General features: G+C 35.2%; 15 protein-coding genes, 2 tRNA genes and 3 pseudogenes. 8 read left to right on the plus strand and 12 right to left on the minus strand.

The features are described from left to right. Window positions 1-62: 62 nt before the first annotated feature. The 4 genes and pseudogenes from ACICP6_RS04660 to ACICP6_RS04675 all read left to right on the plus strand — a co-directional run. The gene (locus ACICP6_RS04660) at window positions 63-776 is read left to right on the plus strand and encodes a S41 family peptidase (RefSeq protein ID WP_395462795.1); all 714 of its coding nucleotides are present in this window, start codon (window positions 63-65) and stop codon (window positions 774-776) included. Window positions 777-803: 27 nt separating this feature from the next. After that, on the plus strand, window positions 804-1,067 hold the full coding sequence (locus tag ACICP6_RS04665; RefSeq protein ID WP_395462617.1) for a transposase: 264 nt from the start codon (window positions 804-806) through the stop codon (window positions 1,065-1,067). A 50-nt stretch (window positions 1,068-1,117) separates the two neighbouring features. Further along, a complete protein-coding gene (locus tag ACICP6_RS04670) occupies window positions 1,118-1,960 on the plus strand; it encodes an IS3 family transposase (RefSeq protein WP_395463617.1) in 843 nt (280 codons plus the stop codon). 46 nt (window positions 1,961-2,006) lie between these two features. Further along, window positions 2,007-2,270, plus strand: a pseudogene (locus tag ACICP6_RS04675) (IS4 family transposase); the annotation flags it as partial. A 142-nt stretch (window positions 2,271-2,412) separates the two neighbouring features. Here ACICP6_RS04675 and ACICP6_RS04680 read toward each other — a convergent pair. Continuing rightward, window positions 2,413-2,485 (minus strand) — tRNA-Thr (locus ACICP6_RS04680). An 85-nt stretch (window positions 2,486-2,570) separates the two neighbouring features. Here ACICP6_RS04680 and rsmA point away from each other — a divergent pair. Continuing rightward, a complete protein-coding gene (gene rsmA, locus ACICP6_RS04685) occupies window positions 2,571-3,356 on the plus strand; it encodes a 16S rRNA (adenine(1518)-N(6)/adenine(1519)-N(6))-dimethyltransferase RsmA (RefSeq protein WP_395462796.1) in 786 nt (261 codons plus the stop codon). Window positions 3,357-3,670: 314 nt separating this feature from the next. Here rsmA and ACICP6_RS04690 read toward each other — a convergent pair whose 3' ends face one another. From ACICP6_RS04690 to ACICP6_RS04720, 7 genes and pseudogenes are all read right to left on the minus strand, one after another. Further along, window positions 3,671-4,567 (minus strand): cation diffusion facilitator family transporter, encoded by an 897-nt coding sequence (locus ACICP6_RS04690; RefSeq protein WP_395462797.1) that lies wholly within the window; start codon window positions 4,565-4,567, stop codon window positions 3,671-3,673. Between the two features lie 24 nt (window positions 4,568-4,591). Continuing rightward, window positions 4,592-4,664: transfer RNA gene (locus ACICP6_RS04695), tRNA-Val, on the minus strand. A 443-nt stretch (window positions 4,665-5,107) separates the two neighbouring features. Further along, window positions 5,108-5,961: pseudogene (locus ACICP6_RS04700) on the minus strand (IS982 family transposase). Between the two features lie 175 nt (window positions 5,962-6,136). Then, window positions 6,137-7,016: pseudogene (locus ACICP6_RS04705) on the minus strand (DDE-type integrase/transposase/recombinase); the annotation flags it as partial. A gap of 287 nt (window positions 7,017-7,303) precedes the next feature. Continuing rightward, on the minus strand, window positions 7,304-8,194 hold the full coding sequence (gene murB, locus ACICP6_RS04710; RefSeq protein ID WP_395462798.1) for a UDP-N-acetylmuramate dehydrogenase: 891 nt from the start codon (window positions 8,192-8,194) through the stop codon (window positions 7,304-7,306). Further along, the gene (gene hemC / locus ACICP6_RS04715) at window positions 8,185-9,063 is read right to left on the minus strand and encodes a hydroxymethylbilane synthase (protein ID WP_395462799.1); all 879 of its coding nucleotides are present in this window, start codon (window positions 9,061-9,063) and stop codon (window positions 8,185-8,187) included. Before hemC ends, murB begins: the two co-directional genes overlap by 10 nt. Before the next feature lie 249 nt (window positions 9,064-9,312). After that, on the minus strand, window positions 9,313-12,339 hold the full coding sequence (locus tag ACICP6_RS04720; protein ID WP_395462800.1) for a DnaJ domain-containing protein: 3,027 nt from the start codon (window positions 12,337-12,339) through the stop codon (window positions 9,313-9,315). A 252-nt stretch (window positions 12,340-12,591) separates the two neighbouring features. On the opposite strand from ACICP6_RS04720, the gene secD reads away from it, so the two are divergent. The 3 genes from secD to pyrE all read left to right on the plus strand — a co-directional run bounded on the left by secD (window position 12,592) and on the right by pyrE (window position 16,391). After that, window positions 12,592-14,106, plus strand: a complete 1,515-nt coding sequence (secD, locus tag ACICP6_RS04725) for a protein translocase subunit SecD (protein WP_395462801.1) — start codon at window positions 12,592-12,594, stop codon at window positions 14,104-14,106. 501 nt (window positions 14,107-14,607) lie between these two features. Next, on the plus strand, window positions 14,608-15,792 hold the full coding sequence (locus ACICP6_RS04730) for a dicarboxylate/amino acid:cation symporter (protein ID WP_395462802.1): 1,185 nt from the start codon (window positions 14,608-14,610) through the stop codon (window positions 15,790-15,792). A gap of 2 nt (window positions 15,793-15,794) precedes the next feature. Continuing rightward, a complete protein-coding gene (gene pyrE / locus ACICP6_RS04735; RefSeq protein WP_395462803.1) occupies window positions 15,795-16,391 on the plus strand; it encodes an orotate phosphoribosyltransferase in 597 nt (198 codons plus the stop codon). 1,245 nt (window positions 16,392-17,636) lie between these two features. On the opposite strand, the gene ACICP6_RS04740 is transcribed toward pyrE, so the two are convergent. From ACICP6_RS04740 to clpB, 4 genes are read right to left on the minus strand one after another with little or no spacing between them, the layout of a single operon-like run. Continuing rightward, on the minus strand, window positions 17,637-19,013 hold the full coding sequence (locus tag ACICP6_RS04740) for a PleD family two-component system response regulator (RefSeq protein WP_395462804.1): 1,377 nt from the start codon (window positions 19,011-19,013) through the stop codon (window positions 17,637-17,639). Continuing rightward, window positions 18,985-19,281, minus strand: a complete 297-nt coding sequence (locus tag ACICP6_RS04745) for a hypothetical protein (protein WP_395462805.1) — start codon at window positions 19,279-19,281, stop codon at window positions 18,985-18,987. The genes ACICP6_RS04740 and ACICP6_RS04745 overlap by 29 nt, the downstream gene beginning before the upstream one ends. 5 nt (window positions 19,282-19,286) lie before the next feature. Further along, the gene (locus tag ACICP6_RS04750) at window positions 19,287-23,993 is read right to left on the minus strand and encodes an NAD-glutamate dehydrogenase (protein ID WP_395462806.1); all 4,707 of its coding nucleotides are present in this window, start codon (window positions 23,991-23,993) and stop codon (window positions 19,287-19,289) included. Window positions 23,994-24,020: 27 nt separating this feature from the next. Then, window positions 24,021-26,681, minus strand: coding sequence for an ATP-dependent chaperone ClpB (gene clpB / locus ACICP6_RS04755; RefSeq protein WP_395462807.1), 2,661 nt, complete (start codon window positions 26,679-26,681; stop codon window positions 24,021-24,023). Window positions 26,682-26,853 lie beyond the last annotated feature (172 nt).

Genomic DNA, 26,853 nt, shown 5'->3' on the forward strand with positions numbered 1-26,853 from the left:
GAGTATAACCATAACTTTAAAAGAAATTGATTTTACTTATGAATAATGGATAAGCTCTCTTCATGAAATTTATTATCGCTATCATTTTATTCTTACTTGCTTATAGCTTATCTGCTCAACAAATAGATCATATTGAATTGTTCGAGGATATAATCAAGAAAATAGAAAAAGAGTATGTCTGGCCTGTCAGTCAAAAAACTCTCGTTGAATATGCAATAGAAAATATGTTAGACAAACTGAATTTTGAATTAAGCGATAAAGAACTCACAATTAGCTCTGCTTCCGATTCTGATGGAATTGAATATTTTGAAGAGGTGCTAATACAAATAGAGAGAGAGTATTCAAATTTGATTGATCAAAAAACTTTAGTTGAATATGCAATAGCTGGAATATTCTCTAAACTAGATTCATATTCTTATTATCTTGATAGTAAAGAATTCAAAAAAATGCAACTTCAAACAAATACTGTTTCAACTAAGGTTATAGGCAATATAGCTTACATTAAAATCTCTGAATTCAACGAAAGCACTTGCAATCATTTCAGAAGGCAATGGCTCAATATTAAAGAAAATAACAGTACCATAAAGAGTGTAATTTTGGATCTGAGAGATAATCATGGCGGATTATTTTCTCAAGCAGTATTAATATGCGATAATTTTCTTGATGGTGGCAAAATAGTTACTGTGGAAAGTAGAGAGAAAAAACATTACGACGCGAGCAAAGGAGTGACCTTACCCAGAAAAAGTAGAGAGGAAGTTAAGCCATTTTTGAAGTAAAATAAAACATGATTATGAGGGCTTATTATGGTAAAGAACAGAAAAAATTACACAGTGGAATTTAAATTAGAGGCAATAAAGTTGGTAAAGGAAACGGGGCAGTCAGCAAGCAAAATAGCTAAAGATTTAGGAATAGATAACAGTACACTAAGTGACTGGATAAAAAAATATAACGAAAAAGGATCAATAGAAGAAGCATTTCCTGGTAAGGGAAAGTTGGCACCATGTGATAAAGAAAAGTTTGAATTAAAGAAAGAACTAACAAGAGTTACTAGAGAAAGAGACATTTAAAAAAAAGCCCTGGGATATTTTGCAAGTCACAAAGAGTAAAATATTTATTTATCAAAAAGCATGGAAACTACTATAAAGTACAGGAGTTATGCAGGATTTTGAAAGTATCTGCTAGCGGCTACTACAAATGGACTAGTAAGAAGAAAAGCAGCAAAGAATTAACAAGGGAGCAGCTTCTAGCAGACATTCAAAAAATATACCAAGCATCTAATTGTAGATATGGGGCACCTAAGATTCATGCTGAACTAAAGGCTTTAGGTAAAAATTGCAACATCAAAACAGTGCAGGATATCATGCAAAAAAATGGTATTCAAGCTAGACTGAGGCGAAGATTCAAAAGCAAAAAACAGCAGACTGACAATAGGGTTATAACTCCCAATATATTGGACCAAAACTTTACTACTAGTCAGCCAAATAAAGTATGGGTAACTGATATTACATACATAAAAACTAAGGATGGATGGCTATATTTGGCAGCAATAATTGATCTATATTCACGTATGGTAGTTGGCTGGTCAATGAGTAGTACAATAACTAAGCGATTAGTTATAGATGCTTTATTGATGGCTGTTGATAAGCGCAAACCAGCCAAAGATCTGCTATTTCATAGTGATCAAGGTTCACAATATACCTCTAAAAATTATCAGTTTTTGCTGAACACAAAAAACATCATTTCCAGCATGAGTCACACAGGCTGTTGTTATGACAACTCTGTTGTTGAAAGCTTTTTCAGCTCACTCAAACGGGAGCTTCTTATTGATACTTCGCAACACTCTGCTCAGCAAACTAGAACTGCTATATTTGAGTACATAGAAATTTTTTATAACAAACAGCGTAGACATTCTACTATTAATTATTGCATTCCTGAGAAATTTGATTCATCATTTTCATAATAAAAATGGCTTAACTTCCTCTCTACTTTTTCTGGGTAAGGTCAGTGTATCGCTTCATATGTGTGATGCACAAGGGCCTTGGAACCCAGATCAAATTACTGAGTATCGTTTAAATTTTTCAGTTTTATTTGGTGTGATGAGGCAGAAACTCTATCAAGTACTTATTGGGAATTGTTCGCCAAAAAGCTTTCAAGCTCTTTTTAATAGAGCAAGTATACGCGCTAAAGTTAAGGTCCGACCAGGGCGGTTGTATAGCCGCAATAAAGTGGATAAGCCTAAACGCCATCACGTCTTTAGGAGAGTTTGCTAATGAAGGCTCTTAAGTTGACGCCATTGCCTGAACAGATACAAAAATATTGGCAGCTTAAATAAGAGTCTGATAGTAGTTTAAACCACATCAATTCTTTTTCAGTTAATTCTTGTCTGTCAGATTAAATCTTGTCTTTTACATGTGCCGGCTGTCGGACTTGAACTGACAACCTACTGATTACAAGTCAGTTGCTCTACCAATTGAGCTAAGCCGGCATTAAATACATTAATAATATACAATTATCAATGTATTTTCGTCAACTATTTTTATAATTATCAGAATATTGCATAATGAAATAATATGAGAAAATTTTTATTGAAGCCAAAAAAAAGTCTAGGGCAAAATTTTATTTTATCAAGTGAGATAACAAAAAGAATAGTCGTTTTAGCTGGTAATTTGGAAAATTTTAACGTCATTGAAATTGGCCCTGGGTATGGTGCATTAACAAGGGAAATATTGGCAAATAATCCGAAGTTTTTATTAGCTATAGAAAAAGATAGTAATTTAGTGAAATGTCATGACCAATTGCTAAATGAACACCAAGGAAAGTGTAGAATTATAGAAGCAGATGCGCTTCATGTTATGGAAGAAGAGCTGATAGAACGCCCAGTTAAAGTTATTGCTAACTTGCCTTACAATGTCTCGGTAGCGTTATTTTTAAAGTGGTTAAATAACATAAAATTTTTTACGAGTTTGACATTAATGTTTCAGAAAGAGGTAGCAGATCGAATTATAGCAAGACCCAATTCTAAGGATTATGGTTCCCTATCAGTGCTAAGCCAGTTGCTATGCAATATAAGAAAGGAATTTGATATTGAACCTAAAGAGTTTTTTCCAAGACCAAAAGTACATTCTTCAGTAATTACAGTAAATCCTTTGCCTACCCAAAGATTTGCAGTAAATTTAGAAGTCTTAACAAAATTAACGCGTGCTGTCTTTGCTCAAAGAAGAAAGATGCTAAGAAATAGCTTGCAAAATGTAACAAGTAATGCTCTTGAAAACGCTAAATTAAGTGGAAACGAACGTCCAGAAAACCTAACTATTGAACAATTTTGTTTGTTAGCAAATAATATGCAAACCACCTAATCTGTTAAAAAAATATTAAAAAGCATTTTTGGGTTGCTAATTAGAAAAAAGGCAAAGGAAACCCTGTAGTATTTATATGTATAACCTAGCTGAACTTAGTGTTAATACCAATTCCCACTGCACAATAAATGGATAGACAATAATGAGAAAAAGCCATACTAAGGTACTACAGTTAACGCATAATAAAAAGATAAATAGAGAGCAGTTCTAACTTTACTGGAACCACTGCGAGGAAATTGTAATTGAGAAATACCTATCATAACCTACCTCCTAGTATTATTATATTTTAGTAATAATATAATAGTCTATAAACGTCAATGTTTGAGTATCTTATTATCCACACACTCATCATGCTCAATCTCAACTGTAGAGTGCGCAATTTCGAACCTATTTAGTAGTATTTTTTTTATCTTATATAAAATATCAGTGTGTTGCGCATTTTGCTTTACCTTGGCATGCATGGTAATTATAAAATAATTATCAGACAGTGACCATGCATGTATGTGGTGCACATCTAGCACTTCTGGTAGTTCAGATATGATCTCACTTTTTATCTCCTCAGCAGATATACCTTCGGGTGTACCTTCAAGGAGTATATGGCAAGAATTCTTTAGGATTTTATAGCCGCTATTTAGGATTATTACGCTAACAAATACTGACAGAATAGGGTCTACTATTTGCCATCCGGTAAGCATGATAATTACGGATGCAAGTATAGCAGCTACAGAACCTAAAATATCTCCTATAACGTGCAGTACGGCACTTTTTATGTTTATATTGCTTTCACATTTACTATGTAATATAAAAAAGACTATGATATTAGCAATCAGACCAAGTGTAGCAACTATTAACATTATTTTCCACTCAACATTGACTGGAAAAATAAACCTCTTTATTGATTCAATTATAATGATTATTGCAATGAAGAATAAAGTTAAACCATTCACAAATGCTGCAATTATCTGCAACCGATGATATCCGTATGATCTTTGCAAATCAGATTTCTTAGCTGAAAACCTATGTGCTAACCAGCTTAAAACTAAGGCAAAGAGGTCAGTAAGCATGTGCCCTGCATCCGATAACAGAGCAAGCGAATGTGAAATTATTCCACCTACTATCTCCATAAACATTGTTATTGCGACTATTATTATGGAATAGATTAAGCGCTTGGACTCTGCTGCTGAGTGTTTACCGTTGTGTATTGCTGTCATATAAAATCTTTTCATGGACAAAAATGGGTAACACTGGGTTCGAACCAGCGACCTCTTGCACGTCAAGCAAGTGCTCTACCAACTGAGCTAATTACCCATCGTGGCTTTAGTATAGTGCTTCAACAGAATGAAAGTCAATTTGCTTTTGTTCTTGTTCAATAGACTCCTTGCATAACAAACTTTTGGCAGCGCGTTGGAAGAAATTTCTTGACAAACTCCGCCAGCCCCCTTATTATAGTGCTAAGGGTATTTCTGACTAAAAACTTGTTTTTGATTCGCGCGGGTTCAATGACAAAATTCAGTAAAAAACTTAAGGTATTTTTTGGCGTATTACATAAAATTATAGCGGCTGCATGTCTTTTAAATTTTTTCTACATTCAGCCAAATCGCGCTTATACTAAGCGTCAGCACATTATTATAGCGCCAGTTTAAAGTATTATAGGGTCAAAACTCGCACTACGGGGCTTTTTTTGCCTTTTTTCTATTTGGTAAATTTCTTAAACATTTGTAGCTGAAGCAATTATAAACGCTAATTCTGGATTAAGGAAGGAAGAAAGTATAGGAAATGGAAGGCTTTTTGGATTTCACGGAATAGGAAATGAGAGTAGAAAAGATGTGAACCAAGAAATTAGCAGGAGATCTATGGCGAGTATGTTCAATTTCAAGTCTATTTTTGAGGTAGCCAAAAACCGTCTCAATGATGGACCTTTTTCTCAGCAAAATCTTTTCATTTAGTGAAATTAATGTGTTTTTCATCCCCTTTTTCACCTTGGTAACAAGTTTCAAACCGCGGTTAAACAACTCTTGGAAAAGCTCTTTTTTAATATAGCCTTTATCACCAAACAAAAGACCGGTTAATTTCTTAGTTAGGTTTGCTACAGGATTTTTATCGTCAACTTGTAAGCGTAAAAGCTTGAATTTCCCCTTTCTCATTAATTATCAAATGTAGTTTAAAGCCGAAAAACCAGCCATTTGCTTAATTTTGCAATTCCGGCAAAAACCTTATTTCTTGATATTCTTTTTGCATGGCAAACTGCAATAGGAGTTGTATCTATGTATGAGATTCCAGTATGTTCTGACCATCCGCAGAGGCACTGTAATAGCATAGCTAAATGCCACAAAACCCTGGGCTTTAGAGCAACAAACCTAGTGTATGAAGGCAACTTTGGAAACTCTGATTTGTAGAGCAATGTTAGGTAATGCAGGTAGAAAGCCTTGAAATTTTCACAGGGAGATTGCTGATACAGAAGGATTATTGTGATAATTTCCGCATGTGTAATTTCTGGCACTCTTGTGGGTTTTTTACCATTTGGCAGTAGTTTATCTGCAAAATTTTTCTCTATATCTCTGCAAAAATCATCGACCAGACAAAACAGTTTTGTTATATCTTCCATGGGTAACCTCATCTATTTTTTTTGTATTTGTTGAGTTTACCCTACTCTCCTGCCTTTTCTATTCTCTTTTTAATCCAGAATTAGCGTTTATAAGAGCAATATCCACCGAAAATGGTAGCGCGTGATACTTTATGACGGTGTTATCCCAGTGTCCAGACACTGGGATCCAGCTAATGTATGTTCCCAGAGTGTGATGGTAAGGATTTAGTATAAATAATTCAGGAGCACTGATAACATATAAATTCATAAGGAGTCAGACCATTGAGAGTTTTGAGTCTTTTTGCATAATTATAAGCCATAACAAAGTTATAGAGGTGATCTTTAAGTTGTTGATGTGATTGATAGTTTGACCGTAGCATTTTTTAAAGTTTTGTTCATACGTTCAACTTGTCCAAGGATGGCTCACTTTTGTCAAACGATGCTCGATATCATTTTCCTCGCAAACTCTATCAAATATATGTTAAAAAGCATACTTATGACGCTTCTAATTGTATACCATTGTCTGTCAAAATGGTACGGATTTTATATGCTAATCAAGTTACGTAAAAACTCAGCAGCTATAGGTTTTGTAGCGCTTTCATGAAGCTCAACATAAGCAAACTTGGATGTTCTGTCTATGGCAACAAATAAATACAGCTTCCCTTCTTCGGTTCTAACTTCTGCAATATCAATATGAAAGTAGCCGATAGGATATCGTTTGAACTTCTTTTTAGGCTGAGTTTCTCCATCAATATTTACTAATATCATGCCTTTGTAAACAACGGTATAAACTAGAAATGTGGAATTGTTGCTTGTAAAGCATATATCTAGAGGAAGAAGCGTATGTTTTCGAAATGCAACAATTATAGCCTCTTCCTCTTTGGTTAGAACTTTGGCTGTTTTGGCCCCATATTCACATCTTTAGTGAATGAACGTTTTTTCCATTTTACAATAGTTTTTGGATTGAGATTATAGCGTTGAGAAAGTTTCGCTATGCTCTCTTGACTATTTTGTATTGTTCTACGCACTGCCTCTGTCGTTCTGGCGCACCCGTGTAACCATAATCCTCCTTTGATGGTAACTTCTCATATATTATACCATCACTCTCTGGGACCATACATCTAGATCTCAAAAAGCATAGCTATATTTGTACACCTCATCTGCAAGATAAAAAAGAAATTGATGTACTTCTTAAATATACATATGACAAAAAAGATAGAGCTACTATAGAAAAATTAGTGCCCAATAAACGTACAGTTTTTATGAGCGTAGATCAAGCTAATAAATTTATGAAAGACACTTTACAAATTAAAATAGATAGCGTTGAACAATTAGGAAATACAGCAGTTAGAAACTATCCAGCTTAACTATAGCCACCCAAAACCCTTATTTCCCACTCAAGTTCAATATTAAACTTATCCTTTACTGCATCTCTTACCTTGTTACCAAGGTTTTCCAAGTCAGATGCAGTCGCATCATTATAATTGAGTAAAAAATTACAATGTTTCTTGGAGATTCTAGCTCCACCGTTATTTAATCCTCGACAGCCAGATTCATCAATCAGCTTCCACGCCTGGTAGTCTTTTGGATTTTTGAATATGCACCCAGCAGTTTTTCCTCTTATTGGCTGGCTTTTATTTTTTTTATAAATAACTTCCTTTAGTCTCTGCAATATAAGCTCATATTCTGAGCTTACTCCTTTAAACTCAGCTTCAACAAAAATCCAATTTCCTTTTAGACTATGTCCACGATAAAAATATCCCATCTCTTCGCTGGAAAATTCATATAGGTTTCCATCCTTTATATTCACCGCTTTTATGGATTGTATAACGCTTGCGATATCACTACCATATGCGCCTGCATTCATTTCTATCCCACCGCCAATTGTTCCTGGAATTCCAACTAAAAACTCCAATCCACTAATTTGCTGATTTCCCGCAAAGTAAGCAAGGTTGCTGAGCAGCGCAGCACCACCTGCAACAATAGAATTGTTACCCTTACATTTAATATATGCAAACTCCTTACCTAATTTGATTGTTATCCCTCGAATGCCACTATCTCGCACTATTATGTTGGATGTTGCACCGATAACGCTGATTGGCAATTCAGCATTTTTAATCAAATATATTAAATCTTCAATGTCACGTGGTTTAAATAATACGTCAGCTTGTCCACCGACATTTAACCATGTCATTTTAGACATTGAAACATTATAACGATAAATACCACGTACTTTAGGTAAGCTTATAAGCATTTTGATTTCAACTCTAATCCTGCATCCATACCCATTTTTTCTGCATCTTCTACAAACGAAGTGCGCTCAGTGAAGTATATATTCTTCTCATTTGCTAACATACAACAAAGATGTAGTATATTTTCACTCACATATTCCGCCAGAGCTGCAAGTGGTGTAAAACATGAGCCATTTACTGTCTTCATAAAACTACGCTCTGATTTTGCTCTTATAAAAGACATATTATTATTAATTTTCTCTAAAAGATCGATAATTTTTACATCATTTTTTCTACATTGAATACAAATTGCCCCCTGCCCCACTGCACTTAACATAATTTCTATTGGCAACACCTCTTTAATTAAGTGATGTTTTCCTAATCTTATCAATCCAGCTTCAGCTAGAATTATTCCATCAAAGCTTTGATTCTGCAATCTAGTTGTCACATTCCCGCGTAATGGTACTATATTTAAATCAGGTCTAAAATTTAATAGCTGAACTTTTCTTCTTATTGAGGAAGTTGCGATCGTAGCCTGCTGTGGCAGAGATTCAAGACTATTATATTTATCAGAAATAAATGTATCGTATGGACTTAACCTTTCCAGAACACAGGGAATTGTTAAATCTTTCGAAAAAAATGCAGGCATATCCTTCAGTGAGTGAACCGCCATGTCTATGTTATTCTCAAGCAATTCAGTCTCAATTTCTTTGATGAATAATCCCTTACCCCCTATTTCAGCGAGGTTCGCGTTTGCATATTTATCTCCGGAAGTTTTTATTTTAATGATTTCAACGGATAGACTAGGAAAAGAACCCAACAACTTTTGTTTTGCCTCCAAAGCTTGAGCAATCGCAAGGCTGCTTCCTCTGGTACCTATTCTGATTAACATGTATATAGAGCTATCTTAAAGTAAAATTTTAATTATTTAAGTGAAAAACCAATAGCAAATTCTGAACTTGCTGGTGTCACCCTGGTGTTATGACTATTTAAGATAATGTGACACGAAATATTACAGAATTCAAGAAGATAATCTCTACCTACATCCAAAGGCAAAATCCCTATATTAACATTCCTGTACGTAATAAATTTGCTTAATTATGGGAACTTATAAACCCATCCTTCACCCCCTACTGCATTTCTACTTAACCTGGATACTTGAGCACCTTGCTTCTTGGGTATTACTATTTTCAAGTGAATTCGCTGGTTTATTACAATAGCACACAATTCCTGCAGCAACTAGACAACAAGCTCCAACTGCTATCCCCACCGCTAACATTTCTAAGTACACTGCAATAGCTATTCCTGTAATAACCCCAGCTATTGCCAGCGTAGAAGCAGCTATAATAGATGTTCTATTGCCTTTATCTAAATCAACATTTGTAGCCTGCATTTCATCTTTTAGCCTTTTCAGTGCATCTTTATCTTTGCATTTACTAAGCAACTCTGAAACAGAGGCTAATCTTTGCGCTTTATCCCAGCCCCCCTTCTCAATATAGCCAACCAAGAGATCAAACGGTGTCTCATTTTTGTTATTTTTAACATCAAGTTTTGCACCTTTACTCAGAAGTGATGCAGCAAAATTTTTGTATCTATCTCGCTTGGAAGGATCATAAGCATCAATAAACCCTTTTAATGCACGATGCAAAGCTGTATTTCCATCTTTATCTCGACAATTAACGCTTTTATCAGAAATTTTAATTAAGAGATTCAATGTTTTCTCGCAATAATTTTCAATGGTAAGTTCCACCAGTTTATTTAATGCAGGAGTGCCATCTTTACATTTTAGTTCCTTCAGTTCGCCAATTTTATAATTGCCAAGCAACTCCGAGACAGAACTTAATCTTTTCACTCCTTCAGTAATAGGATACTCCTCAACATAGCAAATCAAGAGATCAAACGGTGTCTCATTTTTGTTATTTTTAACATCAAGTTTTGCACCTTTACTCAGAAGTGATTCAACAAAGCCTTTGTATTTCGATTCATTCTTAATGAACCCTTTTGAGGCATGATGCAAAAATGTATCTCCGTTCTCATCTTTATAATTAATATCTATATCAAATTGCTCTAAAATAGATTCAAAAGCCTCTTGAGAATTATGTTTAATAGCAAGTTCTAGCAGTTTATTTAATGCAGGAGTAGCATTTAGCCTTTTCAGTGCATCTTTATCTTTGCATTTGCTAAGCAACTCTGAAACAGAGGCTAATCTTTGCGCTTTATCCCAGCCCCCCTTCTCAATATAGCCAACCAAGAGATCAAACGGTGTCTCATTTTTGTTATTTTTAACATCAAGTTTTGCACCTTTACTCAGAAGTGATGCAGCAAAATTTTTGTATCTATCTCGCTTGGAAGGATCATAAGCATCAATAAACCCTTTTAATGCACGATGCAAAGCTGTATTTCCATCTTTATCTCGACAATTAACGCTTTTATCAGAAATTTTAATTAAGAGATTCAATGTTTTCTCGCAATAATTTTCAATGGTAAGTTCCACCAGTTTATTTAATGCAGGAGTGCCATCTTTACATTTTAGTTCCTTCAGTTCGCCAATTTTATAATTGCCAAGCAACTCCGAGACAGAACTTAATCTTTTCACTCCTTCAGTAATAGGATACTCCTCAACATAGCAAATCAAGAGATCAAACGGTGTCTCATTTTTGTTATTTTTAACATCAAGTTTTGCACCTTTACTCAGAAGTGATTCAACAAAGCCTTTGTATTTCGATTCATTCTTAATGAACCCTTTTGAGGCATGATACAAAAATGTATCTCCGTTCTCATCTTTATAATTAATATCTATATCAAATTGCTCTAAAATAGATTCAAAAGCCTCTTGAGAATTATGTTTAATAGCAAGTTCTAGCAGTTTATTTAATGCAGGAGTAGCATTTAGCCTTTTCAGTGCATCTTTATCTTTGCATTTGCTAAGCAACTCTGAAACAGAGGCTAATCTTTGCGCTTTATCCCAGCCCCCCTTCTCAATATAGCCAACCAAGAGATCAAACGGTGTCTCATTTTTGTTATTTTTAACATCAAGTTTTGCACCTTTACTCAGAAGTGATTCAACAAAGCCTTTGTATTTCGATTCATTCTTAATGAACCCTTTTGAGGCATGATGCAAAAATGTATCTCCGTTCTCATCTTTATAATTAATATCTATATCAAATTGCTCTAAAATAGATTCAAAAGCCTCTTGAGAATTATGTTTAATAGCAAGTTCTAGCAGTTTATTTAATGCAGGAGTAGCATTTAGCCTTTTCAGTGCATCTTTATCTTTGCATTTGCTAAGCAACTCTGAAACAGAGGCTAATCTTTGCGCTTTATCCCAGCCCCCCTTCTCAATATAGCCAACCAAGAGATCAAACGGTGTCTCATTTTTGTTATTTTTAACATCAAGTTTTGCACCTTTACTCAGAAGTGATTCAACAAAGCCTTTGTATTTCGATTCATTCTCAATGAACCCTTTTGAGGCATGATGTAAAGCTGTATTTCCTTCTTTATCTTGGCAATTGATACCTGTTTCGTCTATGTATTTATTTAACAGGTAATCAAAAACCCTCTGAGAGCAATGTTTAACAGCATCATTTATAGCAATATTTGGTAATACTTTTGCTCCTTTTTCAATCAAGAGATCTAAAATTTTCTCATGATCATGCTTAATAGCAAGTTCTACTAACTGGGTGAACGGAATAGAGGATCCATAGTTGTCTAGTTTGTTTATCAAAGAACGGCATTTTTCGAGATCGCCTGACTCAACACTATTGCGCAATTCCTCTCTAAGTCTGTTTTTTTCCTCTTCACGTCTCCATTCTTCCCACGTATGCATGTGTTCTTCATATTGCCATGACTCCTGCCCATAAGTTTGTTGACTAGTATTCTTGTCATATTTCTTTCTTTTTTCTGGATCAGATAATACTTCGTATGCTGCTGATATTTCCTTGAACTTTTCTAATTTTTTTTCAATCTGAATTTGCTGTTCTTTTTCTAACTCTGATAGCAGCTCTTTATTTCTGTTTTTGTTCCCCAATGTATTAAATATTCCCTGTTCTTCAGGAGTCAGACATTTATCTTGGTGGTATTTTAATGCTAATTTATGATACGCTTTTTTTATTTCACTCTGGGTAGCATTTCTTCCCACCCCTAATACTTTATAATGATCAGTAGACATAAATCCCCACACACATTTTATATACCTGTTTTATTATGCTCTCTAGTAGCTTCACTACTTTTTAAAGCCTTGCTCTACACACTTCTAACTTAACCCCATGGTACCATTCTAACAATGATATCGCCAACTAGCAATTTTGTTAAGTAAAATATTTGGCTTCAATGAAAGTTTTTTTTAGGTTAATTAAAGGAAATTTTACAAAAATCCATTTTTAACTTACAATCAATTATTACACTTTTAAACCTACAACTTATGTATAACAGGCTTATAGTAAAATCTTTTTCAGTGTTATGCATTCTCTTACTTGCTTTATACATAATATTGCCAAATTTCTTTGATAATAAGTTCTTTACTTCAAAAAAGAGAATAAACTTAGGACTCGATCTGAAAGGGGGCGCATCTTTGCTCCTTAATATAGACTTAAACTTTTACTTTAAAGAAAAATTGGGCATGTTAGCCGATGAGATAAGAGAAACTCTATTAACAAAAGACATCGAATCTAACGTACAAAGTAGCGAACAAGTAATTGTAACTTTAAATAATATTGATGACTATAAAAAAGCTTCAACGTTAATTGGTAAAATAAATCCCAATTTAGAATTGAATAAAAAAGACGCTTCAATTTTTATTTCATATAAATCTCATTATAAAAATTCTTTAATCAGTGAAGTAGCTGCAGAATCAATAAATAATATCCAGCGGCGTTTGGATAAACTGGGTACAAAGGAAGTCAGCGTACAAAAACAAGGGCAGAATAAAATATTAGTACAGGTACCTGGAGTAGAAGATACCGAACAAATAAAATCTCTGCTTGGTAAAACGGCTAAGCTAGCTTTTCACTTGGCGAACAATAACGTAGGCAAAGTGCAGGATATAGATCACGAAACCACTGTCATGCTCAAAGATTCTTTAGGTAATTCTTATCCAATATTCCGTAAAACTGAAATAGGCGGTGATGCACTAGTTAACGCATCAGTTAGATTTGGTTCCTTAGGTAAACCAACAGTACATTTTAAATTTGACAGCATAGCGAGTAAAAGATTTGCGAAAATCACTAAAGAAAACGTGGGTAAACCCTTTGCTGTTGTTCTGGATAACACAGTCTTAACTGTGCCAACAATACGTGAGCCAATTTTAAATGGAGAGGGGGAAATTAGCGGTAATTTCACTGAAAAACAAGCAAGTGAACTTGCAATACTTTTAAAATCTGGCGCACTGCCAGCACCACTTAAAATAATAGAAGAGAAAAATATCGGTCCAAGCCTTGGGGAAGAGTCAATAAAAGCAGGAGAAATGGCAGCGATAATCTCTATCGTAGCCGTAGCTTTATTTATTGTTATTACTTACGGCAAATTAGGCTTGCTGGCCTCTGTAGCATTGCTTTTTAATGTAATCTTCATATTATTAATTCTTACCCTACTTGAAGCAACTCTTACTCTACCTGGAATTGCCGGCATTGCGCTAACTGTTGGTATGTCAGTTGATGCAAATGTTCTCATATTTGAACGCATTCGTGAAGAAATCAAATCAGGGAAAAGAGTGGTTCGTGCAATTGAAGAGGGGTTTAAAAATGCCATAAAAACAATTCTTGATTCAAATATCACTACATTAATTGCCGCGGGAATAATGTTTGTCATTGGCAGCGGAGCAATCAGAGGCTTTTCTGTTACTTTATCAATAGGAATTTTATGCTCGATGTTTTCTGCAATCACAGTTACAAAACTTCTGATAGAATTATGTGTGAATCCAGAGAAATTGGTGCTTTAATTTATGGTGCTACTGAATTTTTCCGTCTACTTTTTTTAAAGGATGACCAACCGACTCAAGAGTACTACTAGGTTGTTTTTCAATAGACTTCTTGCATAACAAACTTTTGGCAGCGCGTTGGAAGAAATTTCTTGACAAACTCCGCCAGTCCTCTTATTATGATAATAAGGGTATTTCTGACTCAAAACTTGTTTTTGACCTGCAGGCTCAATGACAAAATTCAGTAAAAAACTCGGGGTATTTTTTGGCGGGTTACATGTCTTTTAAATTTTTTCTACATTCAGCCAAATCGCGCTTATACTAAGCGTCAGCACATTATTACAGCGCCAATTTAAAGTATTATAGGGTCAAAACTCGCACCACGGGATTTCTTTTGCCTTTTTTCTATTTGGTAAATTTCTTAACACTTATAACTAAAGGTCCGTCAATTTTTTTTGCCTATCAATCTAATTCCAAAACAGCAAAATTGCTGTATAATGTCACTTTTAAGTTTTGTTTCCAATGCATAAGTTTGCAATACTCTTTTCTATACTATTTGCAATAGTTGCTTACTATCTAAACAATGAAGTTATATTTGAAGTAGCAAAGCTATTCAGTGATATATTCATCAGCTTGTTAAAATTAATAAGCTTACCTTTAGTTTTTCTATCCATAGTTTCCACAATCTCTGGGCTCAAAGACTCAATTGAAATCAAAACTTTAGTTAAGAAAACACTATTTTATACACTGCTTACGACTATTATAGCTGCGTTTGTTGCATTATCGTTTTATCTGCTAATAGACCCAGCGAGAAAAAATTTCATAAGTAACACAATAGAAAGTGTGAGTGATAGCAATTACAATTACTTTTCATACTTAAAATCACTCATTCCTTCGAATTTTGTGCAAGTTTTTCTTGAAAATAATATGATTGGTAGCATATTAATCGCTTTTTTGATGGGTGGAGCTATTATTTCACTCCCAAAAGAAAAACAGGATATATTGCATCAAATATTTTCTGCACTTTTTGATACACTACTTAAAATTGCTCAAGGGTTATTAAAGTTTATTCCACTTGCTGTTTGGTCTTTTATTACATGCTTTTTGCATGAACTGAAAGGTGGCAGCGAGTTCTATAGCCTCTTGTGGTATTTTACTTGTATAATGTCTGCAAATTTCGTGCAGGCATTTTTGATTTTGCCGCTACTCATGTGGTATAAAGGCATATCACCAATTCAAACATTGAAGGGAGTTATACCAGCATTGACACTTGCGTTTTTTTCTAAATCATCTAGTGCAACATTGCCAACAACCATAGACTGCGTGCAGAATAAGCTCAATGTACCAAAAAAATTATCGTCCTTTATTTTACCAATATGCACAACAATTAACATGAATGCATGTGCTGCGTTTATTTTGATTACAGTGATGTTTGTTGCAGAGATGAATGGGCACACATTTTCCTTAAGTGAGATGTTTATATGGATTTTTTTAGCCACAGGAGCTGCAATTGGCAATGCCGGAGTGCCGATGGGGTGCTATTTTATGGCAACTAGTTATCTTGTATCAATGAATGTTCCTTTGCACATTATGGGACTGATTTTGCCCATTTACACAATCATCGATATGTTCGAAACTGCAATAAATGTGTGGTCTGATGTTTGTGTGACTCAGATAATTAATAAAGAATGTAAGGGTGAAACTTAAAAATGACATTAGATGAAAATGATCCAATAATAAAAGAGTTTGAAGAAGCCGAAGCAATCCTGCATGGCCATTTTGTGCTATCTTCTGGACTACATAGTGACACATATATACAGTGTGCTAAAATCTTTGAAAATCCAGGCAGAGCAATGAAAGTTTGCGAGCTATTGACAAATAAAATAAAAAAAGAGCTAAATAGCTCTATAGATTTAATATTATCTCCTGCAATTGGTGGAATAATCGTGGGTTATGAGATCGGCAGGCAGCTTGGAATGAAGACGATGTTTTGCGAGCGTGTTAATGGTAAGTTTGAATTACGCCGTGGATTTGAAATAAAACAAGGTGAGAAAATATTACTTGTTGAAGATGTTATAACCACAGGCAAATCTTCACTTGAAGCAGTAAGATGTGCAGAAGATATGGGAGGTAAAGTTGTTGCTGAAGCTTCTCTAATAAAGAGAAATAGCGAAACGAAATTGCCCTTCCCTGTCATATCTTTGCTTGAGCTCAGTATTAAAAACTACAGTGAAGCAGAGCTCCCTGAAGAATTGAAACAACTACCTATAACCAAGCCAGGGAGCAGGGAATATCTAACAAAGTAATCCTACTTTAATGTCATTCCAGCGCATGACACACAATTGTACGAACATTATGGTTTGAAGACAGGGAGCCGGGGCTAAAAATCACTTGACAAACTCCGCCAGCCCTTTTATCATGGTACTGAAGGTATTCAGTTATCTTCATCTGTGCAGATTAAACGAAGGAGTATAACGTAGTTGGCGTCTTATTTTTAATTTTTTGCACTATGTGCACCGTATGTCTTTTAAAACTTCTAGATTTTCAAGCTGAAACGCGCTTATAAAGCGTTTAAGACAGTATAGTACGCCAATTTGCAGGATTAGAGAGTAAGTACTATCTAACACGGGATTTCTTTTGCCTTTTTTCTGCTTAGTAAATTTCTTAGCATTTAAGCTAAGGGTCTGTTGCAGTTTAAAAGTCGCTAAATTGCAGCGTTTAAGACTAAAAAAACGCCAATACAGAAAATAGACAGTGACTAGGGTTTCTTTTGCCTTTTTTTTAGATTGGTAAATTTCTTAAATATTTTCTTAAATTTTATAGCTAAACGACAACCGCTGCTTATTAGCGGAATCTATGATGAGATACCTCGGCGGTATGACCCACTGCTTGTTAGCACCCGCGGCGATATGACGTAGGGGTTGCCGATATCCCGCTACGCGTTAGCGCCGCGGCGGTATGACGTAGGGGTTCCAGCGCGTGACGCCGGAATGACATCTAGGGGCACTGGGATCCAGATTAGAGATTAAGTTGGTGAGCACGAAAGTGACTAACCTTATATTAAAAATAACATCTTTAACAGTGAAAGGCTGGATTCCAGACTGGAATGACATCATCCTTTTTTCTATAGCTAAAGTGGCTTAGGTTTACCTACAATTTGAAAAACAACAAATTCGTCATTCCGCTACTCGTTAGCGGAATCTATGCTGAGATACCGCGGCGGTATGACGTAGGGAAACCTTTCTTGGGTTAGCTATAGATCCCAGTGTCAGCTACTTGGATGACAAAAGGAAGGAGCGCACTGACATTATAGAGTGAACCAGTGTCAGCTACTCGGATAACGAGAGAGGAGCACTGGGATGACAGGAGAAGGAGGCAATGAATTACTTGACCTTTACAGGAATGACGGTTTTTCAAATCGTTGGTAAACCTAAGTCACTTTAGCTATAGCAAGCACAAATTATCTACACTGAAGAAGTTAAAGCTAATGTAAATAGAAAACATCCATAATTCCTCTTTTGATGGTAGTTTCTACGTTATCACACTTTGGCTCAACTGGTCACTACTCTATTTCTACCACTATTTTTTGCTTTGTATAAATATCTGTCAGCACGTATTATAAATCTTTTAATATTATCAAGGTCAGATTTTTGCATTTCTGCAATTCCAATGCTCACAGTCACACTATGAGTTATACTTTTGTCCAAAAGTGTAAAGGGCTCTATAGCAATAATTTCGCGTATCCTCTCCGCAACAACGCATGCATCCGATACATTGGTATCTGGCATTACAACAACAAATTCCTCGCCACCAAACCTAGCTAGCAAATCTGTCACTCTGATATTTTCAGAAATTCTCTTCTGTATTTGCTTTAAAAGTTCATCTCCAGCACTATGCCCAAAATCGTCATTTACTATCTTAAAATAGTCTATATCAAGTATCATAAGAGATAATCTTCTATCCTTTTCTACAGAATCCTTAACAATGTTTCTTAAGTGTGCATCAAAATATCTCCTATTATAACAGTTAGTTAATGGATCCTTTATAGACATTTCCGCATTATTAAATAAATTCATTCTCAAGGCATCTTGATATCTTTTGCGTTTCACTTGTAAATTAACCCTTGCTATTAACTCACTCTCATCCAACGGCACTGTTAAATAATCATTAGCACCTACATCAAGTGCTGTTACTAAATTGCTTTTGTTATAATCTTCAGAGAGAATTAGAATTGGCGTATAACGTGTTTCTACTTTACTACGAAACTCAGAACACAAACGCAAGCCGTCAGTTTTTGAAAATTGCATGTCAGAAATAATCAGGTCGTAATTATCCTTAATACCAACCGTCAATGCCTCCATTGGATCATTCAGTATTTTAATTGACCTGAAGCGTTGCCTTAGTACATTATATATCTGCTCTGCTTGAAAGACGTCCTCATCTACAACAAGTATGTTAGCATCAAAAATCTGATTGGAATAATCCATAATACTGCTTCCTGCTACTCCACCAATCTCAGCATTAGTTTCTCCTCTCAAACGCAATTCATCTATAATCATCTTTAAGCGTGTAAGGGACTTAATTCTCGCAGATAAAGCAGTTTCATCTATTGGCTTAGTTAGAAAATCATCTGCACCAGCATTAATGCCTTGCACTCTATCATGAGTGTCATGCAGTGCAGTCACCATAATTATTGGAATATGGGTTGTTAAGGGATCACTCTTTAGGCTCTTACAAACTTCAAAACCATTTATTTTTGGCATCATGATATCGAGTAATATAATATCAGGCTGTTGCTTTGCCACTAAATCTATAGCTTCTTCACCATCATGAGCTACGATAACTGTATAGTACTCTGCTTTTAGTCGAGCTTCTAAAAGCTTAACATTAGATAGTACATCATCTACTACTAGGATCTTCGCTGTCATTATCTTTAGATGTACTATCTATATTGTAAGTAGGATAAAACTTACCATCTTTACCAACTATATAATTTACTTTCTCAGCGTTATACTCTTTATATAAGTCTTCAATTCCGGCGTCTTTCAATAATCTCCTAGTTCTTGATTTTACAATCATAAAATATCTATATATATTCTTAATAAGATCAATAAATACAGGTATCTTATTTTTATCAAGAACAATTATACTCACTAAAAATACAACTAAAATTTCTGAAAGACCTATACTGAACATTTTTCCTATGAAGTAAGTGCTTTAATTCTTCTGATTATAAATATTAATTTGCTTAAATCAAGTTTAGAAGCAACCATCTCATCTAAAAAACTATTGTAACGTTCTATGTAATCCTTATCATTACAAGCCCAGGTTTGAACCCTATCTTCGTGGTTATCAGTGGCTTTTATGACTTTGACAGCTAGCTTATAATGATAATTGCTTAAATCATCCAATAAATCATTAATCAAGCTGCGATCCCAATAAGAAGAACGACTTTTCATCTTGATGGCAATTGTTCTAATCAGATCGAATCTTAGCAGCGATTTTAATTCAAAGTATATCTTACCAGCGTCGAGAATTGGCAAAGATGTTTGCTCAGCAATGGATATAACGTCCAGTGCATAAGCAAGAATGCATAGATCAGCAACTTTTTTTGCTAGATCTTTACTTATATTAAGTTCTACTAAAGAAGTGGATCCATGATTATAGACCTTTAATAGGTGTTCATCTAAAACATCAGTCAAGTTCTGGTTTAAAGTTTCAATTGCATCCTTAAATTTTGTAACACCATCTAGCTTTACAAAGCTAAGTTCGCCAAGATTTTTTACTAACCAAAATGATACTCTACCAATAAATTTCTGCACATTCCTAACTATTTGCAAGTACAAGTTAACATCAATCTTTCCATCCAGTTCATCAATTTTCTGCCATAGACTATTTAAATCATATAGGTGATCAACAACAATATACACATTAACTGCTTCGTACACTTTAATCCCAGTATTTTCAACAAGACTATTAATAAATACACATCCCATCCTATTCACTACATCATTTGCAATGCAAGTAGAGATGATTTCTCTGCGCAGTTGGTGTTTTAATATGGAATCCTTGAACTCTGTTATCATCTTTTGTGGAAAGTAATTTAGTAAGTAATCACAACACAAGAAATCTTTTTCAGGCAGGTCAGAATGTATAATTTCATTTTTTATTGCTGTTCTAGCATAAGACATTAGAACAGAAAGCTGAGGAGAGCTAAAGCCCTCTGCTCCAGTTAACATTCTCGCTATCTCCTCATCGGCTGGAAGAAATTCTATACTTCGGTTTAACAATCCAGATTTCTCCAGACTGAGTAATAACCTATGGTGTTGCTCTAACCTCTCTTTGGCTTGCAAGCATTCAAGAAGTAATGCTTTTGTTTCAATTCTGTTATGATCTTCAAGCACCTTAAACGCAACTTCATCCACCATGCTAGCCAGTATCTCATTCCTTTTTTTTAAAGAAATACCACCTTCTTTCATAACCGAAACAAATGCAATCTTGATGTTAACTTCAAGATCAGAACATATTACTCCTGCTGAATTATCAACAAAATCTGCATTGATATGTCCACCTCTTTCAGCGTATTCTATTCTTCCAAGCTGCGTGCAACCAAGATTGCCACCCTCTATGAACATAGAAGCTCTAATGTCTCTACCATTTACTCTTAACTCATCATTTGCTTTGTCACCAACCATGCCATGGCTTTCGCTCTTCGCCTTAACAAACGTGCCGATTCCTCCATTCCATATGAAATCCACTTCTGCTTTCAACAGATATCTGATCAAATCACTTGGAGGTAACGCGTCTTCTGTTATATCCAAGCATTTTTTCATTTCTTGAGAAATGTTTATTTGCTTGCTGCTACGCTCAAATACTCCGCCACCCTGAGAAATAAAATCTTCGTTATAATCCATCCAAGTTGAAAATGGTAACTCAAAGAGACGCTTACGCTCTATGAAACTCTTTTCTGCATCAGGGTTTGGATCAACAAAAATATGCATATGGTTAAATGCGCCGATTAAACGTATATTTTTTGAAAGCAGCATACCGTTTCCAAACAGATCGCCAGACATATCTCCAATCCCAATTACAGTCGCATCTTGGTAAATATCCTTATTCATTTTCCAAAAATGTCTCTGTGCTGCAATCCATCCTCCCCTGGCTGTAATACCCATTTTTTTGTGGTCATAACCTGCTGATCCACCAGATGCAAATGCATCACCAAGCCAAAAATTATACTCAGAGGCTATTTGGTTGGCATAATCAGAAAATGAAGCAGTGCCTTTATCTGCTGCAACTACCAAGTATGGATCATCTTCATCATACCTAATCATATTCTCTGGTGGAATTATTTTACCATCAACTACATTATCGGTAATATCAAGCATTCCTCTGATAAAATCCTTATAGCACTCAACACCCTTCTCTCTTAAGATATTTTGATCTCTATAAACTTTCTTTATTACAAATCCACCCTTTGCACCAACAGGTACAATAACCGCATTTTTCGTCATCTGAGCTTTCATCAGCCCCAAAACTTCAGTGCGAAAATCTTCTGTCCTATCCGACCACCTTAAGCCACCACGGGCTAATTTCCCTCCTCTTAGATGTATTCCCTCAAAAAGGTTTGAATAAACATACAATTCACGATATGGATGTGGGTCAGGCAAACCATTTATTTTACTTGAGTCAAATTTTGTAGATAAGTAGGGTTTATCATCTTGATAATAACTGGTCCTTAAAATGGCCATTATCAAGTTAAATATCGAGCGCAAAACGTAATCATGTGAAACATTGCTGATCTCTTTTAGAAGTTCCTCAATTTTTTCTCTGAAAATGTCCGTAGTCTCCGTTCTATCAATATCTATGTTAGGATCAAATCTTACATGAAATAGCTGTATCAAATACTTTACTATTTTTGGATATTCTGAAACCACTTTTTGGATATATTCTGGGTTGTAGTTAAATGACGTCTGCTTTAGGTAAGCACTTAACGCCCTAACCAGAAGCACTTCTTTCCACTCCAGCCCAGCAATAATGATTAAACTGTTGAAATAGTCATTTTTAATTTCCTTGCTGAACACTTTCGCAAGTGTTATTTCAAACTGCTCTTTTAGAGTAATGTTGTCTATTAATTCATCGACTCTTGACAACACAAAATGATGTATCCATATTCCACCGTTAATCTCTATATAATAACCATTATGAGATAGAATCTTAGCTCCCAAATTCTTAGTAATTCTTAATATCTTCGATAATTCAAGACCTCCATTGCTTGGAGTGTAAACCTTTAATTGATAATTAAGATTGTCACGAGTAAGTCTTAAATCGACCTCGCTAACACCTTTCTTCCTAACTATCTCCAATTTTTTCATATCGTAATATGCATCATGAGGTTCGAAACTTTCTTGATAGCTTATCGGAAATGCCTTGCAATAACGGATGAATATATCTTCAACAGTGCTAAAAGTATTATATAAATTGTCTATAAAACGATCTTCCCACTTTTCTGTAATGTTCCTTAATTTGTTTTCGATACGCAAAACTTCATTATCAAGAATACTAGCGTGCTTAATCTTTAGTACCACGTGCAATTTCATTAAGTCATATTCGTTTATAATGTGGTGGTTATAAATATCTGAACTTTCTGCATTTATCTCATCCTTCAATATATCACGTATCTTGAACATTAGTCTGGAGCTAGCATAACGCATCGGTATTAGCACTATACAACTAACAAAGTCCCCTACCTTTCTTAAAAATAATTTGACTCTTGGCCTAATCGCAAGAGACATGATTGAAATACAAATTTGAAATAACTCGTCTTCATTTGATTGGAATAATTCACCACAAGAGAATACTTGTAAAATAGAAATTAAAGCTTTATTGTTGTGACCACCCGATACAAATCCTGCTCTTCTCTCTATTGTTCTAACTTTATCCTTTATTACCGGAATAGTGCGAATATCTTGGACCTCCGCTACAGAAGTAAATAACCCAAAAAAATATCGTTCCTTTACCACACTACTCTGGTCATTAAATTCTTTTACCCCTATACAATTCATATATGTACGCCGATGAACTACTGAAGTTAGGTCTGATCTTAGTGTGTATAAAGAATCTAAACCTTCAGAAGAAATCGATGAATTCTGATACTCTTTACCTGTTCTCATTAAACCAAGGTTTTCCTCATCATTAGGAACAAGCTTCCCATCTTTATCGGAAATACATTCTTGATAACCTAAAAATACAAAGTTATTATTCTTTAACCAAGCAAGAAAATCTCCGCCTCCAGTGCTTGACGCTGGCTGTTGGATGACAGAAAGAAGATTTTTTGCCTCATCAAGCTTCTTGAGCATTAAGTGCCAATCTTTTACAACACAATTAACCGCTTTCAGCGTTTTCTGTAGAGATTCTTTTAATGTATCAACAAAACTGTCACTTATGCCTTTGATAATTACATATATAACCGACTCCTTGGTTCCATTACTTTTTTCCAAAGGATAAATCTCATCAATTAGGCCGTCTTTTCTTTTAATGTTAATTATGCTATTGCTATAATAGCATATGGTTAAATCGTGCGACTTAATAGTTGCAATAACAGAGTCAACTAAAAATGGCATATCGTCGTTTGCTATCTTAATAACAGTAAAATCGCCTTCTATTCCTGGTATGTCATTTACATTACTGACCATTAATTTGCTTTCTTCTTTTTCTTTTCTGAGAATGAAGTCGTATGCGTCTTCTGCAATATACAAAAGAAATTTATCATTGATCTTTAGGTCGCTATTGTAAACAAAGTTATAAAAGTATTTAATAAACTCTTTAATCTTTTCCTTTCCTTTCCGATTTTCTTGATCAGCCAGCCTAAATAGAGACTCAGTGTCAACGTTATGATCTACACACATTTTTTTTAATGAAAATACACAGTGAATTTAAACCTTTTTAACTAAGATTTCATTATTAAGAGCGTACACTATTAGCTCATCATTTTCTACTACTTCTCCTGATAAAACTAACTTAGCTAGATTATTTTGAATATATTCCTGTATTACCCTTTTTAGAGGTCTTGCTCCATATTCAGGATCATAGCCAGTTTGTGCTATTAGGTCTTTAGCTTCCTGTGATAAACTTATACTTAGTTTACGCTTAGCAAGTGTTTTTTGTAAATAAGAAAATTGAACATCTATAATTTTGTAGATGTCATCTCTGGTTAAACTGTGGAATATAATAATTTCATCCAGTCTGTTTAAAAATTCCGGACGAAACGCCAATTTAACTATTTGCATCACTTCACTTTTTACAGAATCTGCAACTTTGTTCGGCGTCATTTCACCGCGTGACGCTGGAATCTGCATCTGGATCCCAGTGTCAGCTACTTGGATAACAGGAGGTAGAGTCTCATCTTCTGTAACTCTCTTAAGCATTATCTCTGCACCAAGGTTAGAAGTTAAAATCAGTATAGTATTGCGAAAATCAATCAATTTGCCGTGGCTATCAGTGAGTCTGCCTTCATCTAGAATCTGCAGCAACAAGTTGAATATATCTGGATTTGCCTTCTCTATTTCATCAAATAAGATCACCTGATATGGCCTTCTTCTTACTGCTTCAGTTAATCTTCCACCCTGCTCGTAGCCAACATACCCTGGAGGCGCGCCAATTAGCTTTGAAACAGAGTGTTTTTCCATGTATTCCGACATATCAAAGCGCAGAAGTGCTGATTGATCATCAAACAGGAATTCAGCTAAGGCTTTTGCAAGCTCCGTTTTCCCAACCCCAGTTGGGCCTAAGAATAAAAATGAACCGAAAGGCCGATTAGCATCTTGCACACCAGAGCGGGAGCGCCTAACTGCATTACTTATTGCTTCTATTGCATCTTTCTGCCCTATTACTCTTCTTCCTATTTCATTCTCCATGTTAAGGAGTTTTTCATTTTCACTGTACATCATGTTATCAACTGGAATTCCTGTCCACTTTGAAACAATGTTTGCAATGTCACCTCCAGTAACTTCTTTCTTTAAGAAGCTATCAGTAACCTTTTCCTGACTTTTTAATTCATTCTCAAGCTGAGGAACAACACCATACATCAGCTCTCCTGCTTTTTCTAAATTTCCACTCCGCTGAGCTAATTCCAACTCTTTTCTAGCGTTATCTAAATTTTCAGCAGTACTCTGTATTTTAGCTATTTTATTCTTCTCCATCTGCCATTTACTGTTTAAGTCAGCAAATTTACTATTTAGGCTTTCAATCTCCTCGTTTATCTTTTTTAAACGCTGCTTAGAGTTTTCATCACTTTCTTTTTTCAGAGCTTCTGACTCAATTTTTAGCTGTATAATCTTTCTCTCAAGTTCATCAATTACTTCAGGTTTGCTATCCATTTCAATTCTCACCCTGCTTGCCGCTTCATCAATCAAATCAATCGCTTTATCAGGCAAAAACCTATCTGTTATATACCTATTGGATAACGTTGCAGCAGCAATTATTGCACCATCTGTAATTCTTATACCATGGTGCACTTCATATCTTTCCTTCAAACCCCTGAGTATTGAAATGGTATCAGTTTCAGTTGGTTGAGATATAAACACAGGCTGAAAACGTCTTGCAAGTCCAGGATCTTTTTCTATATGTTCACGATATTCATCTAAAGTTGTGGCTCCTATACAGCGAATTTCTCCACGTGCAAGAGCAGGCTTCAGCAGGTTTGAAGCATCCATTGCACCACTTGTTGCTCCCGCTCCAACTAAAGTATGAAGTTCATCTATAAACAAGATAACTTTTCCCTCTGCTTTTGAAAGCTCATTAATAACCGCTTTTAGCCTTTCCTCAAATTCTCCTCTAAATTTCGTTCCAGCAATCAATGCACCAAGATCCAAGGCTAAGACTTTTGCATCATGCAAGCCAAGTGGCACGTCATTTGCAACAATTCTATTTGCAAGCCCCTCAACTATTGCAGTTTTCCCAACACCAGGTTCACCTATCAGCACTGGATTATTCTTTGTCCGCCTTAGTGATACCTGCATAGTTCTCCTGATCTCTTCGTCACGACCAATTACAGGATCGAGCTTGCCTTGCATAGCAAGCTCTGTAATATCTTTTGTATATTTCTTTGCCGCGTTTAATTTTTCCTCACTATTTGGTGAGTCCGCACTGCTGCCTTTTCTCATTTCTGCAATAACTGAGTTCAATTTTTGCGGTGTTACACCGTTCTCTGCAAGAATTTTGCCTACAGTATCATCTTTTTGTGCAGCCAGGCCCTGCAGTAAACGCTCAACAGTGACAAATGAATCTTTATTCCTCCTAGTAATACCTATTGAATCTTCGAAAACTTTTGCTACTTCTCTTGAAAGTTGAAGGCCACCACTTCCTGGACCTTCAATTACTGGCAACTTTTTTATCGCATTATTCACAGCATCAGAAATATTTTGCATATCTCCACCACAAGCGCCTATCAAATCCTGAACCAAACCTGATTCATCCTCAAGCATCACTTTTAGCAAATGCTCAGGCATAAAAATCTGGTGTCCAGCTCCCAATGCCTTCATTTGAGCACTTTGAATTAGGCTTTTTGCTTTTTCAGTAAACTTATTCAAGTCCATATAATTTCCTTAATTTACACTTGATCCTAAGATTAAGAAATTCTGGATCTCAGTGTCAAGCCCACAACTGGGATGACACATTCTGACCCAATTCATGTTAGCTATAAACATTAAGAAATTTACCAAGTGGAAAAAAAGGCAAAAGAAACCCTGTGATTATTTTCCGCTTTAA

Source organism: Wolbachia endosymbiont of Cantharis cryptica (genome assembly GCF_964277405.1).
Lineage (GTDB): Bacteria > Pseudomonadota > Alphaproteobacteria > Rickettsiales > Anaplasmataceae > Wolbachia.

Bases quoted from the DNA above. Each gene is read 5' to 3' on its own strand.
- ACICP6_RS04660 (WP_395462795.1), top strand. From the start codon at position 63: ATGAAATTTATTATCGCTATCATTTTATTCTTACTTGCTTATAGCTTA.
- ACICP6_RS04665 (WP_395462617.1), top strand. From the start codon at position 804: ATGGTAAAGAACAGAAAAAATTACACAGTGGAATTTAAATTAGAGGCA.
- rsmA (WP_395462796.1), top strand. From the start codon at position 2,571: ATGAGAAAATTTTTATTGAAGCCAAAAAAAAGTCTAGGGCAAAATTTT.
- ACICP6_RS04690 (WP_395462797.1), bottom strand. From the start codon at position 4,567: ATGACAGCAATACACAACGGTAAACACTCAGCAGCAGAGTCCAAGCGC.
- murB (WP_395462798.1), bottom strand. From the start codon at position 8,194: ATGCTTATAAGCTTACCTAAAGTACGTGGTATTTATCGTTATAATGTT.
- hemC (WP_395462799.1), bottom strand. From the start codon at position 9,063: ATGTTAATCAGAATAGGTACCAGAGGAAGCAGCCTTGCGATTGCTCAA.
- ACICP6_RS04720 (WP_395462800.1), bottom strand. From the start codon at position 12,339: ATGTCTACTGATCATTATAAAGTATTAGGGGTGGGAAGAAATGCTACC.
- secD (WP_395462801.1), top strand. From the start codon at position 12,592: ATGTATAACAGGCTTATAGTAAAATCTTTTTCAGTGTTATGCATTCTC.
- ACICP6_RS04730 (WP_395462802.1), top strand. From the start codon at position 14,608: ATGCATAAGTTTGCAATACTCTTTTCTATACTATTTGCAATAGTTGCT.
- pyrE (WP_395462803.1), top strand. From the start codon at position 15,795: ATGACATTAGATGAAAATGATCCAATAATAAAAGAGTTTGAAGAAGCC.
- ACICP6_RS04740 (WP_395462804.1), bottom strand. From the start codon at position 19,013: ATGACAGCGAAGATCCTAGTAGTAGATGATGTACTATCTAATGTTAAG.
- ACICP6_RS04745 (WP_395462805.1), bottom strand. From the start codon at position 19,281: ATGTTCAGTATAGGTCTTTCAGAAATTTTAGTTGTATTTTTAGTGAGT.
- ACICP6_RS04750 (WP_395462806.1), bottom strand. From the start codon at position 23,993: ATGTGTGTAGATCATAACGTTGACACTGAGTCTCTATTTAGGCTGGCT.
- clpB (WP_395462807.1), bottom strand. From the start codon at position 26,681: ATGGACTTGAATAAGTTTACTGAAAAAGCAAAAAGCCTAATTCAAAGT.